Raw genomic sequence first — 19,030 nt, 5'->3', positions numbered from 1 at the left:
AAAATGGCGGGCGAACGCGCTCAGAACCTGCAGGACACGTTTCTCAATCATGTCCGCAAGAACAAGATCCCGCTCACGATCTTCCTCGTCAACGGCGTCAAGCTCCAGGGCGTCGTGACCTGGTTCGACAACTTCTGCGTCCTCCTGCGCCGGGACGGTCATTCGCAGCTCGTCTACAAGCATGCGATCTCGACGATCATGCCCGGCCACCCGGTTCAGTTGTTCGAGCCGGACGAGACGGCGCCCGAGAAAGCCTGACCTTTCCGTGCGGTAGGGCGGAAAAGCCCGGCTCGACCTTCGTCGAACCGGGCTCGCATCTCACGACGGGATCAGGCGCAAGACGGGCTTACCAGCCCCATGCCGGACGACAATGCAGGCCGCCATACGGACCGCGCCAGCAGGCGCCGCCGCCATAGGCGCCCCATGGGCCGGGATGCCAGAAATGACGCGGGCCCCAGCCGGGTCCGTACCACCAGTCGATGAAGAGGCTCGCGCTCTTGCCCGAAACGGGCGGCTTATCGCCGAGAACCTTGACGGTGTAGGTGAGGGTGTCGCCGTTGAGCTTCGGATCGGTGAGTTCGACGACGGAGAGCTGTGCCTCGCCGTTGACATCCACCGACAACGTCGCGTTCGGCGGGTCCTTCTGGAAGTCGCTCTTTCCGGAGGTCCAATAGTCGACGAACTTCGCCGTGGCCGCGTCGCCGGTCATGCGCTCGGGCCGGTCGGTGAACATCAGGGTCTGCGGCGCGACACCCTTGAGCGTCAGGGTGTTGCCCTCGAACGTCGCGGAATCGGCGGTCTGGACGAACAGCCAGTTCGCGGCCGGCATGGCGATCTTGGTATCGGACTTCGCATCCGGAACAGGCTGGGCCTGCGCTGCGGTGCCGAGGATCGACAACGCAACGGCCGCCAAAAGAGAAATAGTTTTCATATGCTAACCTTCGGTAATATTGACAGGCCTGCCTCAGGCCGGTCGATAAGCCGCGTTAGCCCTTACGATCCGATTAATGCGGTCCTTATACATGCTCCTACATTGATATTTGCCCACGGATCGGATCGCGGCGCCCTTGAGGTTCCGTGGGCGACGAGCCGGCATTCCCGCGCCCCGCCCGGACACTGTCAATGGAGCCCCGGCTCCCCCATATGAGTAGATCTCATGACACTCGCGATGAGTGAGTGCTTCTCCTCCGAGCAGGAGGGTGCAGCGGGAGTTTTGTGAGAGACACGAGAGCCGCGCTTTTTTCGCCGACCCGGCATCCCCGTCGGCGGAGAGCGCTCTAAGCCCGATGGGCAAGGGAACTTCATGAGCGAACCTATGCTTCCTGGAGAGGCACGGCTGCAGGCGATGGCCGCCCCCGAGGGAGACATCGCGGCGGCAACCCATACGCTCGTCGTAGGGCCGTATCTCACCCGTACTTCTCTCTCGAGGAACGGCGGCCAGACGCAGGAGCCGATGCGTTCCAGCGAGGCGCGGATCGACGAGGCGGCGGGTCTCGCCGTGGCCATCGAACTGGACGTCACCGAAGCGATCATCGCGCCCGTCTCCCGCATCCGCCCCTCGACCTATCTCGGCAAGGGCCGCGTCGAGGAACTGGCCGGGCGGATCAAAGCCGAGGAGATCGGGCTCGTCGTGATGGATTGCGCACTCTCGCCGGTGCAGCAGCGCAACCTGGAAAAGGCGTTCGGCTGCAAGGTCATCGACCGCACCGGCCTGATCCTCGAAATCTTCGGCCGTCGTGCCTCGACCCGCGAGGGCACGCTACAGGTCGAGCATGCCCACCTGGCCTATCAGCGGAGCCGGCTCGTACGGTCCTGGACCCACTTGGAACGGCAGCGCGGCGGCTTCGGCTTCCTCGGTGGCCCCGGCGAGACGCAGATCGAGGCCGATCGCCGGATGATCCAGGAGCGGATGACGAAGATCGAGCGCGAACTCGACAGCGTCACGCGCACGCGCGGTCTCCACCGGGAGAGCCGCGCCCGGGTGCCGTATCCGATCGTCGCCCTCGTCGGCTACACCAATGCCGGCAAATCGACCCTGTTCAATGCGCTGACCAAAGCCGAAGTGATGGCCAAGGACATGCTGTTCGCCACCCTCGACCCGACCGCGCGCGCGACGAAGCTGCCGCATGGCGAGACGGTGATCCTCTCGGACACGGTGGGCTTCATCTCGGAACTGCCCACCGCCCTCATCGCCGCCTTCCGCGCCACGCTGGAGGACGTGATCGAAGCCGATATCCTGCTCCATGTCCGCGATGTCTGCCACGTCGATTCGGAAGCGCAGGCCGAGGATGTCGGCGAGGTCCTGCGGGAACTCGGAATCGAGACGACGGCCGAGCGAATCATCGAGGTCTGGAACAAGGCCGACCTGCTCGACGATTCGGAGCGGACACGCCTCCTCAACCTCAGCGCCCAGGGGCGGAACGACCGGGACAGCGACGTGCCGGTCCTGGTCTCGGCCCTCACCGGCGAGGGTCTGGCGGCCCTGTCCGGTCGGATCGAGGCGCGGATCGCCAAGCGTCGTTCCACCTTCGCCGTGACCCTGGCGCCGGAGGATGGGGCAGCCCTCAATTGGCTGTACGAGAATGCCGAGGTCCTTGACCGGCGCGCCGAGGAGGCGGGTACGATCCACCTCGCCATCCGCGTGGCACCCGAGAAAGAGCCGCGCTTCCTCAACCGCTTCGCCAGTGCACGCAAGCTGAGCCGGGCAGAGTAGCCGGCCTTTCAGTACTCGCGTCCCGATCGGGACGCTTCAGCGCGAGCGGACTCGATAAAAAAACCCCGGCTCTCATCGAGCCGGGGGAGGGAGTCAGTTTCGGGTCTGAAGAAACGTCTTACGGCTGCAGCACGCTGTTGATGACGTGGATCACGCCGTTCGACTGCATCACGTTGGCGATGGTCACCTTGGCGGTGTTGCCCTTCGCATCCGTGAGAAACACAGCCTTGCCCTTGGTCTGAACCACGAGCGGCGCGCCCTGTACGGTCTTGATCTGGCCCTCGCCGCCGCCATCCTTGGCGATCTTCATGAGGTCCTTGGCGGTCAGGGTGCCGGGCACGACGTGGTAGGTCAGGATCGCGGTCAGCGTCGCCTTGTTCTCGGGCTTCACCAGGGTCTCGACGGTGCCGGCCGGCAGCTTGGCGAAGGCCGCGTTGGTGGGCGCGAAGACGGTGAAGGGGCCAGGACCCGAGAGGGTCTCGACGAGGCCGGCAGCCTTCACGGCGGCGACGAGGGTGGTGTGATCCTTCGAGTTCACCGCGTTCTCGACGATGGTCTTCGACGCATACATCGGAGCGCCGCCGACCATCGGGTTCTTGGCGAGGGCGGCCACCGGGAACGCGGCGCCCATGGTGAAGGCAAGGGCGACGGCGGCGAAGGTGGAGGCCACGGGGCGACGGGCGTTGGTCATGGAGCGTTCCTCTTGAGTCATGCCCCTTCGGAGGGGGTCATCGCTCGTTACGGAGCCCGGAAGAGGAAAGTTTCGGGAAAGCTGCAGAAAGTCGTGGTCGTGTTAGATACGGCGGGAAGCGAGCGCCTGCTCCCAAGCAAAAGCCCGCCCGACCAGGAGGTCGGACGGGCTTTCATGATCCGAGCAGCGGCGAGGACAACCCTCGCCACTGAGTTCGAGATCAGTACTTGCGGATGATCGGGGCCGGAGCAGCGGCGACCGGGGTCGGCGAGTACAGCGGCACGATCAGGCGGCCCGAGATCTCGGTGCTGTCGAAGCTGGTGGTCGCGACGGTGCGGGCGACGTAGACCTGCGCGGTGGCGAAGCCGAAGTCGTAGCCGACGAGGCCACCCATCAGGAACCGGCCACGATCGTTGAGGGCGGCGTTGATGATGCCAGCAGCCTTGGCGCCGGTGTCGAAGTTGACGGTGCCGTAGGCGATGGCGCCGATCTCGAACTTACCGAACTTCTTGGTCGCGGTCAGGTCGAGGTTGAGGGAGTCGGAGAGGGAGTAAACCTGAGAAAAGCCAGCCCGGTTGGGGGCGCGGCCACCGCCGAAGGAAGACGGCGAGTCGTAGATGTTGGCGGTCAGGTTGGCGGTCAGGTTGTAGCCATCGCCGGTGTAGCTGCCGGCAACGCCGAAGCGGTAGGTATTCGAGGACAGCTGGGGCAGCACAGCGCCACCGCCGACACCACCACCAGCGACATTGGCCAGGACGCCATTGTTCTGCACGAGAACGCCACGGTCGCCGTTGAGCTCGTTCAGGTAGGCGCCACCGAGCAAGCTGACACCGAAGTTGTTGCCGAGATCGAAGGCCCAGATAGCACCGACGAAGGTACCGACGTTGATCGAGAGGTCACGCAGGCCGGTCGGGCCGCTCTTGCCGAAGGTGAACACGGTCGGAGGAGCGACGAGGAGCTCGAGGCGGCCGCCGAGCGGAACCAGCGGGGTCGACCAGACCAGCACGGGGACGTTGATCCCGACATCTACGGGAGAGTTGTCACGCGACTGGTAGACGAAGGTGTTCAGGGCGTAGATGCCCTCGGGAAGCGGCGCGCCGGTGGCGAGGCCGACCTGCTCACCGGGAACCGTCGTGGTCTGTGCGTAGGAAGCCGAGGCGGTCATGCCCATGGTCAGCGCGAGTGCGCCGGTGGCGAGCCAGTTCTTCGTCATTTTCTAGTCCTTCCCAAGGATTTCAGGCACTCGCCGCGCAGACCTACGCACCATCTTGCCGAGCGCCGCATTCTTGCGGCTTCCTGGCTTTTTGTGCGTAGGGCCCCCCTTGCGGCCCGAATTCGTGTCTCAACGCTGAGAACTATTCTACAGGTCGGATCGGAATGACAGTCCAATGCTTCGGATCGAGGCAGTTCCAAATCCACCGTTGCGGAAAAGCCGCAATTTGGGCGCGCTGCAGCGCAAGGTTTTGTTAACTTTCTCGGCAGAATTGCCTTGGGCATGGCGTCGCATTGAGCAACGCATCGGCAAAATAACGCTGGGCCATCAAGCTGTTGCGAGCGACTGTATCAACGGGACGATTGCGCAAACGCGGGAGGCGGTTTGCGCATCGCAATTCCTGATCGCAGGCAGCCTGTGCGCCGCAACAGAGCCCCGGTTCCCCGCGCCGGACGAATCACGCTCGGCCGGCGCGTGAAGCCTGCCTATTCCGCCGCGCTACGGCCCTTCGCAACCACGCTGGCGGTCGCCTCGGCGAGCGGCCGGCGGGCCAGCACGTCGCGCAGGAACCGACCGGTATGGCTCGCCTTCGATTTGGCGATCTGCTCCGGCGTCCCTTCGGCCACGACGATTCCGCCGCCATCGCCACCCTCGGGGCCCATGTCGATGACCCAGTCGGCGGTCTTGATGACTTCGAGGTTGTGCTCGATCACCACGACGGTGTTGCCCTGGTCCACGAGTTCGTGGAGCACCTCCATGAGCTTGGCGACATCGTGGAAGTGAAGGCCCGTGGTCGGCTCGTCGAGGATGTAGAGGGTGCGGCCGGTGGCCCGTTTGGAGAGCTCCTTCGATAGCTTCACCCGCTGCGCCTCGCCGCCCGACAGGGTGGTGGCCTGCTGGCCGACCTTGACGTAGCCGAGGCCGACCCGCGCCAGGGTCTCCATCTTCTCGCGGATCGTCGGCACCGCCTTGAACAGGTCCGCCGCCTCTTCGACGGTCATGTCGAGCACGTCCGCGATGGAATGGTTGCGGTACTTCACCTCCAGGGTCTCGCGGTCGTAGCGGCGGCCCTTGCACACGTCGCAGGTGACATAGACGTCCGGCAGGAAGTGCATCTCGATCTTGATGACGCCGTCGCCCGAGCAGGCCTCACAGCGCCCGCCCTTCACGTTGAAGGAGAAGCGGCCGGCCTGGTAGCCGCGCGCCTTCGCCTCCGGCAGGCCCGCGAACCAGTCGCGGATCGGGGTGAAGGCGCCGGTATAGGTCGCCGGGTTAGAGCGCGGCGTGCGCCCGATGGGCGATTGGTCGATGTCGATGACCTTGTCGAGATTCTCCAGCCCGTCGAGACGCTCGAACGGAGCCGGGTGCTCCATCGCGCCGTTGAGGGATTTGGCCACCGCCTTGTAGAGCGTGTCGATGATGAGGGTGGACTTGCCGCCGCCCGAGACGCCCGAGACGCAGGTGAAGGTTCCGAGCGGAATCTCGACGCTCACATCCTTCAGGTTGTTGCCCCGCGCGCCGACGAGGGTGAGCTTGCCCTTCTTCGTCTTGCGCCGGGCTGTGGGCACCCGCACACTCATCTCGCCCGTCAGGTACTTGGCGGTGAGCGAGGCGGGGTTCTTCAGCACCTCCTCGGGGGTGCCCTGCGCGATGATCTGCCCGCCATGGATCCCGGCACCGGGGCCGACATCGACGACGTAATCGGCCTGGAGGATCGCATCCTCGTCGTGTTCGACGACGATGACGGAATTGCCGAGGTCGCGCAGGCGCTTCAGCGTGCCGAGCAAGCGCTCGTTATCGCGCTGGTGCAGGCCGATGGAGGGCTCGTCGAGGACGTAGAGCACCCCCGTCAGCCCGGAGCCGATCTGCGAGGCGAGGCGGATGCGCTGGCTCTCGCCACCCGAGAGCGAGCCCGAGCCGCGCGCCAGGGTGAGGTAGTCGAGGCCGACATCGACCAGGAAGGTCAGACGGTCGCGGATCTCCTTCAGGATGCGGAAGGCGATCTCGTTCTGCTTCGGCGTCAGCTTCTCCGACAGTTCGGAGAACCAGCGATGCGCCTCGCGTACGGAGAGCGCGGTGACGTCGCCGATATCCTGCATCGCGACCTTCACCGCCAAAGCCTCGATCTTGAGGCGCTTGCCGCCGCAGGAGGCGCAAGGGGTCTCGCTCATGAACCGGGCGATGTCCTCGCGCGAGGCGTCGCTCTCGGTCTCCTTGTAGCGCCGCTCCAGGTTCGGGATGACGCCCTCGAACGGCTTGTTCACCTCGTAGGCACGCATGCCGTCGTTATAGGCAAAGCGGATCGACTCGCGGCCGGAGCCGTAGAGGATGACCTTGTGCGCCGTCTCGGGCAAGCCCGACCAGGGCGACGTGGTCTTGAAACCGTAATGCCCCGCCAGGGCGTCCAGGGTCTGGCCGTAGTAGGGCGAGGTCGATTTCGCCCAGGGGCCGACGGCACCGCGCTTGAGGCTGAGCTTGACGTCGGAGATGACCAGTTCGGGGTCGATCCGCATCTCGTGGCCGATGCCGCCGCAGGTCGGGCAGGCGCCGAACGGGTTGTTGAACGAGAACAGGCGCGGCTCGATCTCGGCGATCGTGAACCCCGAGACCGGGCAGGCGAAGCGCGACGAGAAGGTGATGGTCTCGCCCTCGGCCGGATCGGCGAATTCGATCAGCGCGATGCCGTCGGCCAGTTCCAGGGCGGTCTCGAAGGAATCGGCGAGACGCGCGGCGATGTCGGCCCGCACCACGAGCCGGTCCACCACCACGTCGATATCGTGCTTGAGCTTCTTGTCGAGCTTCGGCGCATCGTCGATCGGGTAGTATTCGCCGTCGATGCGAAGACGCTGGAAGCCCTTCTTCTGGAACTCGGCGATCTCCTTGCGGTACTCGCCCTTCCGGCCCCGAACCACGGGGGCGAGGAGATAGAGCCGGCTCTTCTCCGGCAGGGCCAGCACCCGGTCGACCATCTGGCTCACGGTCTGGCTCTCGATCGGCAGGCCGGTGGCGGGCGAGTAGGGGATGCCGACCCGCGCCCAGAGCAGGCGCATGTAATCGTAGATCTCGGTGACGGTCCCCACAGTGGAGCGCGGGTTCTTCGACGTCGTCTTCTGCTCGATGGAGATGGCCGGCGAGAGCCCGTCGATCTGATCGACGTCTGGTTTCGACATCATCTCGAGGAACTGACGGGCATAGGCCGAGAGCGATTCGACGTAGCGGCGCTGGCCTTCCGCATAAATCGTGTCGAAGGCGAGCGACGACTTGCCCGACCCCGAGAGGCCGGTGAAGACCACCAGCTTATCGCGCGGAATCGTGAGATCGATGTTCCTGAGGTTGTGCTCGCGCGCGCCCCGGACGGCGATGACGCGACGGTCGGGGCTACCCTCGAACAGCTTCTCGATCCGCGCCTCGACGCTCTCTTCCTGTGCCTGCGCCGCTTGGCTCTTCAGGCCCCGTGGTGTCTTGGCGGCGGCTTTTGCTTTGGCCATTGGGTCTCTTCGGCGGCAGGACTTGGCGGAAAGGAGGATCGGCGACGACGCGCGGGGATCGTCTCCGGCACGTCATGCGGCGAGGTCGATGACAACGGTCCCGCCACCGGTCGCCATGTCGGGCGCACGGGCCGGGCGGGCAAGACGCACGCCACGCATATCCGCCACCCAGCTAGAACAAAATGCGTACAGCTACAATATCGGCGCTGAATTCCGCGCTCGGGCGGACGCTCGCCAAGCTCTCGCGGCCGAACGCACCATGGAAGTGGGACGCGCTCCTCTGCTGGGGCGGCCCCCGACCGCGATGGGTCGGCGAGCATTTCCAGGCCTTCGTTTGCCGCGCTCCTGCTCGCCGAACCGGCAACCACTTCGGCGCAGAACGCCCTAGACGCTCGTCTGAAACCCGCCGAGGGGCGCGACGACCCGGCAGATCAGCCCATCCGGCTCGTAGGCGAGGGAGACCTCGCCGCCGACGGCGCCGGCGAGCCCGCGTTCGATGAGCCGTGAGCCGAAGCCCTTCCGTGTCGGGGGGTTCACGGGTGGCCCGCCATGCTCGGACCATGTGAGGTGGATCGAGTCGTCGTCTCCCGCCACGACCACCCGCCATTCCACGACGACGCGGCCGTCCGGCCTGGAAAGGGCGCCGTATTTGGCGGCATTGGTGGCGAGTTCGTGCATCATCAGGGCGAGCGACAGGGCCGCCTTGGAGCCGATGACGATCTCGGGCCCCGACAGATCGAACCGCCCCGGCTGCTGGTCGTCGTGAAGGGACAGGGCGCTCTGCAGGATCGTCGAGATGGCGGCGCTCTCGCGCTCTCCGGTCAGCAGGATGTCGTGGGCATTCCCGAGGGCGATCAGGCGCGCGGCCAAGGCATGCTTGGCCGCTTCCACATCGGTGACGTTGCGCAGACTCTGCGAGGCGATCGCCTGAACCATCGCGAGGGTGTTCTTCATGCGGTGGCTGAGTTCGCGGTTGAGAATCCGCTGCTGCTCGTCCGCCTCGATCCGGATCAGGCTGCTCCAGGCCCGTTCCGCCACCTCGCGGACGAAGGCGATCTCGTGCGGCGTCCAGGAGCGCGGCGAGGCCTCCGTCGCATAGAGCACGCCGACGAGGCGACCGCGCTGGAGCAGGGGGACGGAGATCACCGCCTGCACACCCTCCGCGATGTAGAGTTCCGCATCGCTATCGAGGTCGGGGGAGGTCGCGAGATCGTCCACCGCGAGGATCTCGCCGCGCCGCAGGCCGGCGATACTGGCGGGAAATTCCTCGAGCCGCAGGGTCCGGCTCGGAAAAGTCTGTCCGTCCGAGGACCAGGAATGCGCTACCGTCACCAGCCCCGCCGGAAGGTCGACCATGCCGTAGCCGGCCCGCGTCGCCCCAAGGGCGCGGCCCAGGATCTCCGCCGTCATGGCCACGACATCGGCGTTCGAGCGCAATTCGCGCAGGCGGTCGCCCAGGCTGATCAGCGCCTCGCGACGGGCATCCGCGCGTTTCTCCTCGGTGATGTCCTCGATCATCGCCATGGCGTGAACGGCGTCACCCAGGGTCTGGGAGACGAGGTTCACCCTCGCCCAGATGATCCGGCCGTCGCGTCTCCGGTAGCGCTTCTCGAACCGGTCCTGCAGGGTCTCGCCGGTGGCGAGGCGGCGATGCAGGTCGTCGCGCGCATCCGCATCCTCGGCGGGGGTCCATTGGGCGAGGGAGCGACCGACGATCTCGGATTCCGGCGCACCCCAGATCTCGCAGAGCTTGGCGTTGACCCTGAGCGCCAGGACGCTGCGGGGATCGAACTGGACGATCCCGATATTGGCACCCTCGAAGACCGCGCGGAATTGTGCCTCCAACTGGCTTCTGACGGTGACGTCGAGCATCGCGCCGACCATCCGCACCGGCGCGCCCAAAGCATCGCGGACGAGATATCCGCGGTCCAGCACGTCGGCATAGGCCCCGTCTCCCTTGAGGAAACGGTACTGGCAGCTCCACCTGTCCGAGCCTCCGTCGAGGAAGGCATTCAGCCCGGCGGAGACGATGGCGCGGTCATCGGGATGGATGTTGCCGAGCCACCAGTCGGAGCCGGGACCGATATGGGCAGGCCGCCAGCCATAGGACGTCTCGAGCGCCTCGTTCCACAGGATGGCGTCGCGCAGCAGGTCCCAATCCCAGACGACATCGTTGGTCGCCCTGGCCACGAGGCGATAGCGCTCGTCGGTCGACCACCGATCGAGGGAGGCGGCACCATCGCCGATGCCAACGGCACCGTCGGTCATACCACCGGCCGCCGTCCTTACCGGCGAAGGAAGATCGCGACGACTCCCTCGGAGGGGTGGAGGTACATTCGCAGTGGTCATCGGATGCGGGTCTGATTCCGTCGATCGCCATCACATGAAATGCAGTCGGACCTCGCAACGAACAAGTCTCGCCACGAGATTTCGCGAGATCCTCCCCACCCACAGCGTATCGAACTCGGATCGGAGACTTGACCCGGCACCTGTGCCCGGGATCGGAAAGCCTCGTCCCCCCGAGCGGACATCGAGCGATGCCGCCTCAGACAGCCGCTGCCGGGACGGGATCGTCCTGGCTCGGCTGCGTCGGAGGATCGACGAAGAGCATCCGCCCGTCGGCATCGTAGACGGCCCCGAGCACGGTCTCGAAATGGCTCACCACGGCGCCATGGCACTCGCAGGCCGCCTCCTGGATCTTGGCCCGGTCGAGAATGGTGATACGGCCGCGACCCACCTCGATCAGCCCCTGTACCTGCAGGGTGCGCAGGATCCGGGTCAGGTAGGTCCGCTGCACGCCCAGCATGTTGGCCAGGAGTTCGTGGGTCACGGGAAGCGTTTCGGTGCCAATCCTGTCCTGCAGCGTCAGCAGCCAGCGCAGGCATCGCTCCTCGATCGGGTGGAGGGCGTTGCACGCCACGGATTGCAGCACCTGGCCGAGGAGGCAATCGGCGTAACGGGTGAAGAGGTTGCGCAGCGTGGTCGAGCGAAGCTTGGCGTCCTGCAATTTCGCGGCATCGAGCCTGAGGACCGGTCCGCCGATCTGCACCAGGGCCGTACTGAACGCCGGAAGGCTGCCGTGACTGACGACGCCGCCCACGGCGCCCTCCCGGCCGATCGTGGCCGTCTCGGCGCTCCGGCCGTCCCGCATGGAGACGATCAGGTTGATGACCGTCTGATCGCAAGGAAAGGAGATGTACGAGACCCGGGACCCGACGGAGAACAGAACCTCCCCGCGCCGAACGACGGTCGGTTCGAAATAGGGCATGAGAAGCCCGCGATCCTCCCGGGACAGCGCCTTCAGCAGGAGATTGCCTTCGATGAAGGACTCTGTCGACGGGAGCATCTGATGCGCTGTGTTCACCTTCTGTCTCGCGCTTAGCTTATCACCGCCAAGGCGTCTGTCCACTAGTTGACGAAGGTAGCGAAAAATCTTGTCGTCGCGGCGGATTCGAGTGTGGCTCCGCCAGCCTCCGCAGCATCAGGGTCACCCAACCACCCCCACCTCCAAATCCTCCCCACAAGGGGGAGCAGGGCGGGACGGCGCTTCCCGCGAAAAATGTAGAATGCCGTAGCCGTAGGCAAGACGGCGCCTGCGCGCATCACGCTCGGGCGCGGTGTCGGTTCAGCCCTGGCCGGCCTCGTCGCCTTCGCCGATGCAGTCGAGGGCCCGCTCCACGGCGCTGACCGCTTCGCGCAGGTTGCGGACGGTGAGCTCCATCTCCCTGCGGGGACGGCCCATGGCGGCGGCACGGTGGGCGACGCCCTGAAGCAGCTCAAGGGCGGCGAACAGATCGTCGGCGACGGCGACCACATTGGAGATCTGTGGTGCGGCGGCGGGGGGGCGGGAGAAGGGGACCACGTTGCTCATGTTGGACAAGGTGTCGCCCAAGGCCGGCCCGAGCACCAGATCCAAGGAGGCTAAATCCGCGTGATTGCGGCCCCCATGCCCGAAAGCCGTCAAGCGTAGTGAGCGTTTTCGTGGCGCGAGAACATCACTCTGCCCGTAAGCTGAGACGGTTCGTTATCCTTGTGCTTGACGCGAGGGCCAACCCGGCACCACGAAAGACCCGATCGGTCCAACCGGACCAGACTCCCAGGAACTTCCGATGCGTCCCATCCCCGTCCTCTTCGCCGTCGGCCTGCTCTGTGCCCTCGGGGCCTGCAACAGCGCCGACCGCAGCGGCTTCTCGGACAGTTTCAGCACCGAGAATTTCCGCCGCTCCAACGACACCAACGGCACCCAGACCCGCCGCGACGTGAACCGCGCCTACACCGCCCCGTCGATGCCCTCCATCGTCAGCCGCGGCAACTGAGAGCCTGCTCGCGTTGCTCGTCCAAGGCCTTACCTCATCCTGAGGCGCCGCGGAGCGGCCTCGAAGGAGCCCTCCACGGATTACGCGAGCACTGGAGGCCTCCTTCGAGGCCCGCTGATGCGGGCACATCAGGATGAGGAGGTCTGATTGGATGATCGATCCTGGAATGGAAATTCGTCGAAAAATCCAATCGAACAGGCTCCGACACTCGCCCCTCAGTTCTTGGCCAGGGCGTCCGCGAAGGCGATCATGCGGTTGCGGGCATAGGTCGGCAGGCCGGCACTGATCGACGTGCCGGTGTTGAAGGACGAATTGCCCATCAGCACCTGGGCCGGGAGCAGGTTCTTCAGCACCGGCACGCGGGCATATTCCTGCTTGCGGTCGAGGACATCGGCCTTGATCGCCAGCGCCATGTAGGTCGTCACCACCGTCTTGCCGGGGTCGTTCGGCATCGGCTGGAACACGGCGAGGAACTTGCCGAAGCGCAGGATCTGGTTGACCCAGAAGATCGTCTGTTCGAGGCCGCCGGCCACCGGCGTGTCGACGCGCGTGAGCGCCGCGAGCGAGGCCGCTTCGGCCGCCGGCAGGGTCCGCAGCTCGCTCTGGAACGAGACGAACTCGGCGACCTTCTTCGAGGCGCCGTCCTCCAGCTTGTTGGCGAGCTTCACGCCCAGCGGCAGCTTGCCCTCGAGGTCGTAGCGGGATTCGATGCAGGCGGCAGCGCCCTCGCACCAGGCCCGGTCCGGGCGGCGGGCGAAGGCGGCGGCCGGGTCCTTGGTCGGCGTCACCTCGGTGGGGCTCAGGGTCTTGTGCTTGATGACGGGGTCCATCTTGGACACGAAGCCGAGATTGGCGAAGGCCGACAGGTCGATGGACTCCGCGGGCTTGGCCACCACGAACCGCCCCTGCGCCACATAGACCTTCAGGGTCTCGTGCCGCTGCTTCGAGACGCCGTTGAGCGTCACGCTGTAATCGGGCTCGGCATAGGCGGGGTAGGGCGCCAGGGCCGCCTGCTCGGCCGGGCGCAGCTTTCGCCATTCGAGATAGGGCGTCAGGCCGCTCTCGGGGTTCGCCGGATTGTCCCGGTGGTCGGTGAACAGGATCGTGCCCGGCTTGAGGGCAGCAAGGCCCGACGGCTCGATGGCGGGAACCTCCTTGATCCGGTCGGCGGGGACCTGGACCTTCATCCCTTCCTGCGCGGAGGCGGGGAGGCCGAGTGCCAGGACGGGCAGGAGGCCAAGAATCTGGACAAGGACACGTGTCGCCGGAAGCTGCGTCTTCACGTCGGGGCCTCGGTTTGCTGATGAGGGGAGGGGATCCGCGCCTCAGTAGCGCGGGTCGTCGCCGAACAGGTAGTCGGGATCGCGGCGGCGAGCGCGGGGAGGCTCGTCCTCGCCGAAGGGCGAGCGCTGGGTGCCGGGCCATGCCGGGCTCCGCGACCCCTCGTAGCCATAGCCATCCCCCTGCGCCCGGCGGCCGCGCGGCTGCGCCGGCCTCTCGCCGAAGGGGTCGAGGGGGTCCGGCTCGGCCCCGCGCCGGGTGGTGAGGTTGCCGTACAGGTCGCCCACCACGTCGGCGCCGTCGTCGAGGCCGCCAGTGTCGCCGTCCTCGGAATCCGGCCGCATGGCGGTCTGCACCTCGCGCGGCAGCAACTGGTACTGCGTGTCGGCCACGCGACCGTTGCTCAGCCGGAAATGCTCGAGGAAGCCGCCCCCCGCGACACGCTCACCGCTGCGGGCGTCGATGGGCAAATCGGCGAGGTCACGTTTCGCCTCCGGGGAGGGCGGGGCGAGGGGAGTGCGCGCCACGCCGTTGGCCCAGGCGGCCTGCAGGATGGTGCCGGCGATCGGCACCGCGAGATGCCCGCCGGTCTGGCCGCGTCCCAGGGTCCGACGGGTACCATCGGCATTGTCGTAGCCGACCCAGACCACGATGGTGATCTCGTTGGTGAAACCGGCGAACCAGGCGTCGTTCTCGTTCTCGGACGTGCCGGTCTTGCCGGCGATGGAGCCGGAGAAGCGGGCGAGGGCCGCCGCGGTGCCGTGGTTGGTGACACCCTGCAGCATGGTCTTCAGCTGATAGAAGGCCACCCTGTCGGCCGAACCGATCCGCACCGGCTCCTTCGGCTCGCGCTTGTACAAAACCGTGCCGTCGCGCTCCACCGCCTCCAGCGCGTAGGGCGCCGGCCGCGCGCCCTCGTTGGCCACGGCCGCGTAGAAGGCAGCGAGATCGACCATGCGGACCGGCTGCGAGCCAAGGACGAACGGATAGTAGCGCTCGCATTCGGCATAGAGCTGCGCTTCGAGCGCGAGGTCGCAGACGCGGGTGAGGCTCGCGGGCGGCGTATCGGCGATGCCGCCCTGGAGCAGGCGCGCGGTGACGAGGTTCTTCGAGAATTCGAGCCCGCGCCGAAGGGTCGTCGCGCCCGACCCGCCGCCATCGTAGTTCTTCGGGCTCCAGGACTGGCCGACACCGCCGATGGGCGGCAAGGTCACGCTGGCATCCATCACCAGGGTGTTGGGCTGCAGGCCGGCGTTCAGCGCGGCGAGATAGGTCAGCGGCTTCAGGGTCGAGCCAGGCTGGCGCACAGTCTGCGTCACCCGGTTGAGCTGGCTCAGCGGGTAGGAGAAGCCCCCATCCATGGCGAGGATGCGCCCGGTGCGGTTCTCCAGCACCAGGGCCGCGCCCTGGACGGAGGGGCGCACGCGCAGCTCCGCGCGGAGAGCCTTAGCCTTCGGGTCGCGCAGCTTCACCCGCACCACGTCGTAGGTCTGCAGTCGGCCCTTGGCGATGCCGGGATCGAGGCTGACGATGCGCCCGTCGGCGAGCCCCGCCTTCACCGGTCCGCGCCCGGATTCGAGCACCACGGCGAGCGGCCAATGCACGTCGTAGAGCACGGGCCGCGCGCTCTCCAGGGCACGCTGCCAGACGGGTTTCTGCAGCACGGGCTTCGGCCCGGTGGCCGCCGCAGGCTTGTCCGCGGCCGATCTGGGCTTCGCCTCGCCGCCGACGACGAGCGGCACCGACTGGACCGATCCTTCCACGGCAGGCGTCGCCCCGCCGAGCTTGGCGATGCTGTCGACGAGGTTGAATTCCGGCCCCTCGTAGCGCTGGCGCCCGGTGGCGCGCTCGTAAGTGGCGAGCCCGTCCTGCAGGGCGGATTCCACGGCGGTCTGGAGGCCGGCATTGATGGTGGAGCGGACCACGTGGGAAGCGGAGGTGAGCGAGTCGATGCCCGCGAAGGTACGCGCCTCGCGGGTCAGGTGATCGACGAAGTAGAACCCCGAATCCCGCCGCGTGGTCTCGATCGGCTTCAACCCGAGGGGCGCGTTGGCCGCCTCGGTCAGCTGCGCCTCGGTGATGACGCCCTCGTCCTTCATCCGCGCCAGCACATAGGCGCGGCGCTCCTTGGCGCGGTCGGGATACTTGTCCGGATTGTAGAAGTTCGGCCCCTTCGGCATGCCGCCCAGCAGCGCCGCCTCCGGCACGGTGAGCTGCCCCACCGATTTCCCGAAATAGCTCCGCGCGGCCATCTCGATCCCGTAGGAGCCGCGGCCGAGATAGATCCCGTTGAGGTAGAGTTCGAGGATCTGCGGTTTGCCGAGGATCCGCTCCAGGCGCGAGGCCACGATCATCTCGCGGATCTTGCGCTCATAGGTGACGTCGTCACCCACCGACAGGTTCTTGACCACCTGCTGGGTGATGGTGGAGCCGCCGGCCGGCCTCCCCGGCGAGGCGAGGTTGCCGATGAAGGCCCGGATGACGCCGCGCTCGTCGATGCCCTTGTGGGTCTCGAAGCGCTTGTCCTCGGCCGCCACGAACGCCTTTTGCACCATCACCGGCACGTCGGAGATCGGCACGCTGAGGCGGCGCCCGTTGGCCTCGAACGCCTCGGCGTAGCGCTTGCCGGCCCCATCGAGGATCAGGCTGGCGCCGGGCAGCTTGCGGTCCTTCAGGTCCTGCGCCGAGGGCAGGTCGGCCACGGCCTTGTTGTAGAACGCGATCACCTCACCCGCGTCGAAGGGCGAGTTCGCCGGGTTCTCGCCCTTGCAGAACTGCCGGTAGCTCGTGTTGAGCTCGCCGATATCGAGCCCGTGCAGGAGCTTCGGCGCGGAGGCACCGGCGATGGCCGAGGGGTCCTCCATCGCGGTGGAGATCAGCTCGTCGAGGTTGATGTCCTCGATGTCGAAGGCTTTCCGCATATGGGCGCAGCCGTCGCGCAGGATCTGCACCACTTGGCCCTTGTCGGCCACCGGATCGAACTGCGTCTTCACGGCATCCGGCCGCGTCGTCACCTGACTGAGCGTCAGCGCCGTCGCGAACAGCTTGATCAGGATGATGTTCATCGAGGAGCGGGCACCGAAATCCAGGACGCGTCACAGGGCACGGACGACAGGATCGGCAGCCGCAACGCACTCAGCCCAAGATGGGATGCACAAGGCGGCTGATTTAAGGAGACCGGCACCGGACCGGCCTCCCGCAACGCTTCCGTCCCCGGCGACGTTGCAGGCGGATGCGCCCGCCGGCGCGGCCCTCCGGAGACCTGCGTCGCATGATCAAGGACCTTTGGTACAAGAACGCGGTCGTCTACTGCCTGTCCGTCCGGTCCTTCCTCGACGGCAACGGCGACGGCATCGGCGACTTCGTCGGACTGGAGCGCCGGCTCGATTACCTGCAGGGCATGGGCATCACGGCGATCTGGCTCATGCCGTTCCAGCCTTCGCCGAAGCGCGACGGCGGCTACGACATCACCGATTACTATGGCGTCGACCCGGATTACGGCTCGCTCGGCGACTTCGTCGCATTTACCCACGCGGCCAAGCAGAGGGGCCTGCGCGTCCTCATCGATCTGGTGGTCAACCACACGTCGGACCAGCATCCCTGGTTCCAGTCGGCACGATCGGACCCGGATTCCCCTCACCGCGACTGGTACGTCTGGTCGAAATCCAGGCCGCCGCATGCGGACGAGGGCATGGTGTTCCCCGGCGTCCAGACCACGACCTGGACTCGCGACGCCAAGGCGGGAGCCTATTACTTCCACCGTTTCATGCCGTTCCAACCCGATCTCAACACCGCCCATCCGGCGGTGCGGGCCGAAATCCAGAAGATCATGGGGTTCTGGATCCAGCTCGGCGTCTCAGGCTTCCGCATGGATGCGGTGCCCTTCGTCATTGCCAAGAAGGGACCCGAGGTCACGGGTGAGCCCGAAGAGCAATTCGACATGCTGCGGGATTTTCGCGAGTTCCTGCAATGGCGGCAGGGCGACGCCATCATTCTCGGCGAGGCCAACATCCTGCCGAAGAAGGACCTCGACTATTTCGGCGACGATGCCGACCGGCTCCACATGCTGTTCAACTTCCAGGTCAACCAGGCTCTCTTCTACGGGCTGGCTTCCGGCGACGGCCGTCCCCTCGCCAAGGCCATGCGCAAGACCTGGAACCGACCGGATTCGGCGCAATGGGCGGTGTTCCTGCGCAATCACGACGAACTCGATCTCGGACGCCTCACCGAGACCCAACGGCAGGCGGTCTTTGCCGCGTTCGGGCCGGAGAAGGGGATGCAACTCTACGACCGCGGAATTCGGCGCCGTCTCGCCCCGATGCTGGGCGGCGACCAGCAGCGCATCGAGCTAGCCTATTCCCTGATGTTCACCCTGCCGGGCACGCCGGTGCTGCGCTACGGCGACGAGATCGGCATGGGCGACGACCTCTCGCTCAAGGAACGCGACTGCGCCCGCACCCCGATGCAGTGGAATGCCGAGGCGCAAGGAGGCTTCACCAAGAGCGAAACCCCGACCCTGCCGGTGATCGGGAGCGGCGCCTACGGCTTCGACCACGTGAACGTGGCGAGCCAGCGCCATGACCGCGGCTCGCTGCTCAACTGGATGGAGAGCGTCATCCGCACCCGCAAGGAGGTGCCGGAGATCGGCTGGGGCGATTTCGCAGTGATCGAGACGGCCTCACCCGCGATCCTGGCGATCCGTTACGACTGGGAGGGCAACTCGGTGCTCTGTGTCCACAACCTCAGCGGAACGCCGATGGAAATCTCCCTCTCACCGGAGGTAGAGGGACCGGAGGGCCGTGTCCTGGTCGATCTCCTCACTGGCCGTCGCAGCGAGGCGGGTGACGATGGCCGGCACTGCCGGATGATGGAGCGCTACGGCTACCACTGGTTCCGGCTCGGCGGCCTCGACGCGCCGCTGAAGCGACGGGTTGGGTGAAGGCCTGTCTCAGGCCGAGAGCGCGGCGGACACTATCGATCCTGCCTGCCGCGCTCGGCGAGAATGCCCTATCGAAGCCTCAACTCGGATCAGCAATCCGGAAGATCGTCCAGGTTGTTTCGGGTGGTCTGATCGCGATCCGTGCGCAGGTATTTCCCGTTCGATCCCTGTACGACCCGTATCTCGGTCCGCCCGCTCGTCCAAGGAACGTAATAGGTATGAATCCCTCGTTCGATGTCGTCGATGGCATCCAGCTTGGAACGGGGTGACCAGAAATCGCCATCATTGCAAAAGGAGGTGATATCTCCCTGAGAATTCTTTCCCGTCTTTCTCACTGCACGATCAGCCATGATGCATGGTTCCTTTCCGTTTGCCGCACATATCCGACA

The 19,030-nt window shown here is 66.2% G+C and carries 15 protein-coding genes; 5 read left to right on the top strand and 10 right to left on the bottom strand.

Annotated features, from left to right (window positions below):
* The first annotated feature begins 3 nt into the window (after positions 1 to 3).
* Positions 4 to 258 carry an RNA chaperone Hfq gene (gene hfq, locus ACYQML_RS20925; RefSeq protein WP_003600267.1) on the top strand — a complete coding sequence of 85 codons (255 nt, stop codon included), beginning with the start codon at positions 4 to 6 and terminating at the stop codon, positions 256 to 258.
* A gap of 88 nt (positions 259 to 346) precedes the next feature.
* On the opposite strand, the gene ACYQML_RS20920 is transcribed toward hfq, so the two are convergent.
* Positions 347 to 931: a hypothetical protein gene (locus ACYQML_RS20920; RefSeq protein ID WP_461233927.1), complete on the bottom strand. Its 585-nt coding sequence runs from the start codon at positions 929 to 931 to the stop codon at positions 347 to 349.
* Between the two features lie 372 nt (positions 932 to 1,303).
* On the opposite strand from ACYQML_RS20920, the gene hflX reads away from it, so the two are divergent.
* The gene (hflX, locus tag ACYQML_RS20915) at positions 1,304 to 2,713 is read left to right on the top strand and encodes a GTPase HflX (RefSeq protein WP_461233926.1); all 1,410 of its coding nucleotides are present in this window, start codon (positions 1,304 to 1,306) and stop codon (positions 2,711 to 2,713) included.
* Between the two features lie 118 nt (positions 2,714 to 2,831).
* Here hflX and ACYQML_RS20910 read toward each other — a convergent pair whose 3' ends face one another.
* Positions 2,832 to 3,404 carry a fasciclin domain-containing protein gene (locus ACYQML_RS20910; protein ID WP_461233925.1) on the bottom strand — a complete coding sequence of 191 codons (573 nt, stop codon included), beginning with the start codon at positions 3,402 to 3,404 and terminating at the stop codon, positions 2,832 to 2,834.
* A gap of 220 nt (positions 3,405 to 3,624) precedes the next feature.
* A complete protein-coding gene (locus ACYQML_RS20905) occupies positions 3,625 to 4,617 on the bottom strand; it encodes a transporter (protein WP_461233924.1) in 993 nt (330 codons plus the stop codon).
* Positions 4,618 to 4,792: 175 nt separating this feature from the next.
* Here ACYQML_RS20905 and ACYQML_RS20900 point away from each other — a divergent pair, with 175 nt between their 5' ends.
* Positions 4,793 to 5,095 (top strand): hypothetical protein, encoded by a 303-nt coding sequence (locus ACYQML_RS20900; RefSeq protein WP_461223007.1) that lies wholly within the window; start codon positions 4,793 to 4,795, stop codon positions 5,093 to 5,095.
* A 7-nt stretch (positions 5,096 to 5,102) separates the two neighbouring features.
* Here ACYQML_RS20900 and uvrA read toward each other — a convergent pair whose 3' ends face one another.
* The 4 genes from uvrA to ACYQML_RS20880 form a co-directional block, all read right to left on the bottom strand.
* The gene (uvrA, locus tag ACYQML_RS20895; protein ID WP_461233923.1) at positions 5,103 to 8,105 is read right to left on the bottom strand and encodes an excinuclease ABC subunit UvrA; all 3,003 of its coding nucleotides are present in this window, start codon (positions 8,103 to 8,105) and stop codon (positions 5,103 to 5,105) included.
* Positions 8,106 to 8,489: 384 nt separating this feature from the next.
* A complete protein-coding gene (locus tag ACYQML_RS20890) occupies positions 8,490 to 10,373 on the bottom strand; it encodes a PAS domain S-box protein (RefSeq protein WP_207411457.1) in 1,884 nt (627 codons plus the stop codon).
* A 277-nt stretch (positions 10,374 to 10,650) separates the two neighbouring features.
* Positions 10,651 to 11,451 carry a Crp/Fnr family transcriptional regulator gene (locus ACYQML_RS20885; protein WP_207411491.1) on the bottom strand — a complete coding sequence of 267 codons (801 nt, stop codon included), beginning with the start codon at positions 11,449 to 11,451 and terminating at the stop codon, positions 10,651 to 10,653.
* A 279-nt stretch (positions 11,452 to 11,730) separates the two neighbouring features.
* Complete coding sequence (locus ACYQML_RS20880; protein ID WP_056433718.1) at positions 11,731 to 11,976, bottom strand: hypothetical protein; 246 nt, start codon at positions 11,974 to 11,976, stop codon at positions 11,731 to 11,733.
* 238 nt (positions 11,977 to 12,214) lie between these two features.
* Between ACYQML_RS20880 and ACYQML_RS20875 the strand changes: the two genes are divergently transcribed.
* The gene (locus ACYQML_RS20875; protein WP_056433311.1) at positions 12,215 to 12,421 is read left to right on the top strand and encodes a hypothetical protein; all 207 of its coding nucleotides are present in this window, start codon (positions 12,215 to 12,217) and stop codon (positions 12,419 to 12,421) included.
* A gap of 215 nt (positions 12,422 to 12,636) precedes the next feature.
* Here the strand turns inward: ACYQML_RS20875 and ACYQML_RS20870 are convergent, their stop codons facing one another.
* Positions 12,637 to 13,704: a hypothetical protein gene (locus tag ACYQML_RS20870; RefSeq protein ID WP_461233922.1), complete on the bottom strand. Its 1,068-nt coding sequence runs from the start codon at positions 13,702 to 13,704 to the stop codon at positions 12,637 to 12,639.
* Positions 13,705 to 13,746: 42 nt separating this feature from the next.
* Positions 13,747 to 16,767, bottom strand: coding sequence for a penicillin-binding protein 1A (locus ACYQML_RS20865; protein WP_461233921.1), 3,021 nt, complete (start codon positions 16,765 to 16,767; stop codon positions 13,747 to 13,749).
* 206 nt (positions 16,768 to 16,973) lie between these two features.
* On the opposite strand from ACYQML_RS20865, the gene ACYQML_RS20860 reads away from it, so the two are divergent.
* Entirely contained in the window at positions 16,974 to 18,641 is a 1,668-nt protein-coding gene (locus ACYQML_RS20860; protein WP_461233920.1) for an alpha-amylase family protein, read from the top strand.
* A gap of 89 nt (positions 18,642 to 18,730) precedes the next feature.
* On the opposite strand, the gene ACYQML_RS20855 is transcribed toward ACYQML_RS20860, so the two are convergent.
* Complete coding sequence (locus ACYQML_RS20855) at positions 18,731 to 18,991, bottom strand: DUF3892 domain-containing protein (RefSeq protein ID WP_461233919.1); 261 nt, start codon at positions 18,989 to 18,991, stop codon at positions 18,731 to 18,733.
* Positions 18,992 to 19,030: the final 39 nt, after the last annotated feature.

The organism is Methylobacterium sp. CM6244 (genome assembly GCF_054817885.1).
This window is presented reverse-complemented; position numbering and strand designations above follow the sequence as displayed.

Excerpts from the sequence above, each read along its gene's own strand:
- hfq (WP_003600267.1), top strand. The coding sequence starts at position 4 with ATGGCGGGCGAACGCGCTCAGAACCTGCAGGACACGTTTCTCAATCAT.
- ACYQML_RS20920 (WP_461233927.1), bottom strand. The coding sequence starts at position 931 with ATGAAAACTATTTCTCTTTTGGCGGCCGTTGCGTTGTCGATCCTCGGC.
- hflX (WP_461233926.1), top strand. The coding sequence starts at position 1,304 with ATGAGCGAACCTATGCTTCCTGGAGAGGCACGGCTGCAGGCGATGGCC.
- ACYQML_RS20910 (WP_461233925.1), bottom strand. The coding sequence starts at position 3,404 with ATGACCAACGCCCGTCGCCCCGTGGCCTCCACCTTCGCCGCCGTCGCC.
- ACYQML_RS20905 (WP_461233924.1), bottom strand. The coding sequence starts at position 4,617 with ATGACGAAGAACTGGCTCGCCACCGGCGCACTCGCGCTGACCATGGGC.
- ACYQML_RS20900 (WP_461223007.1), top strand. The coding sequence starts at position 4,793 with ATGCTTCGGATCGAGGCAGTTCCAAATCCACCGTTGCGGAAAAGCCGC.
- uvrA (WP_461233923.1), bottom strand. The coding sequence starts at position 8,105 with ATGGCCAAAGCAAAAGCCGCCGCCAAGACACCACGGGGCCTGAAGAGC.
- ACYQML_RS20890 (WP_207411457.1), bottom strand. The coding sequence starts at position 10,373 with ATGACCGACGGTGCCGTTGGCATCGGCGATGGTGCCGCCTCCCTCGAT.
- ACYQML_RS20885 (WP_207411491.1), bottom strand. The coding sequence starts at position 11,451 with ATGCTCCCGTCGACAGAGTCCTTCATCGAAGGCAATCTCCTGCTGAAG.
- ACYQML_RS20880 (WP_056433718.1), bottom strand. The coding sequence starts at position 11,976 with ATGAGCAACGTGGTCCCCTTCTCCCGCCCCCCCGCCGCCGCACCACAG.
- ACYQML_RS20875 (WP_056433311.1), top strand. The coding sequence starts at position 12,215 with ATGCGTCCCATCCCCGTCCTCTTCGCCGTCGGCCTGCTCTGTGCCCTC.
- ACYQML_RS20865 (WP_461233921.1), bottom strand. The coding sequence starts at position 16,767 with ATGAACATCATCCTGATCAAGCTGTTCGCGACGGCGCTGACGCTCAGT.
- ACYQML_RS20860 (WP_461233920.1), top strand. The coding sequence starts at position 16,974 with ATGATCAAGGACCTTTGGTACAAGAACGCGGTCGTCTACTGCCTGTCC.
- ACYQML_RS20855 (WP_461233919.1), bottom strand. The coding sequence starts at position 18,991 with ATGGCTGATCGTGCAGTGAGAAAGACGGGAAAGAATTCTCAGGGAGAT.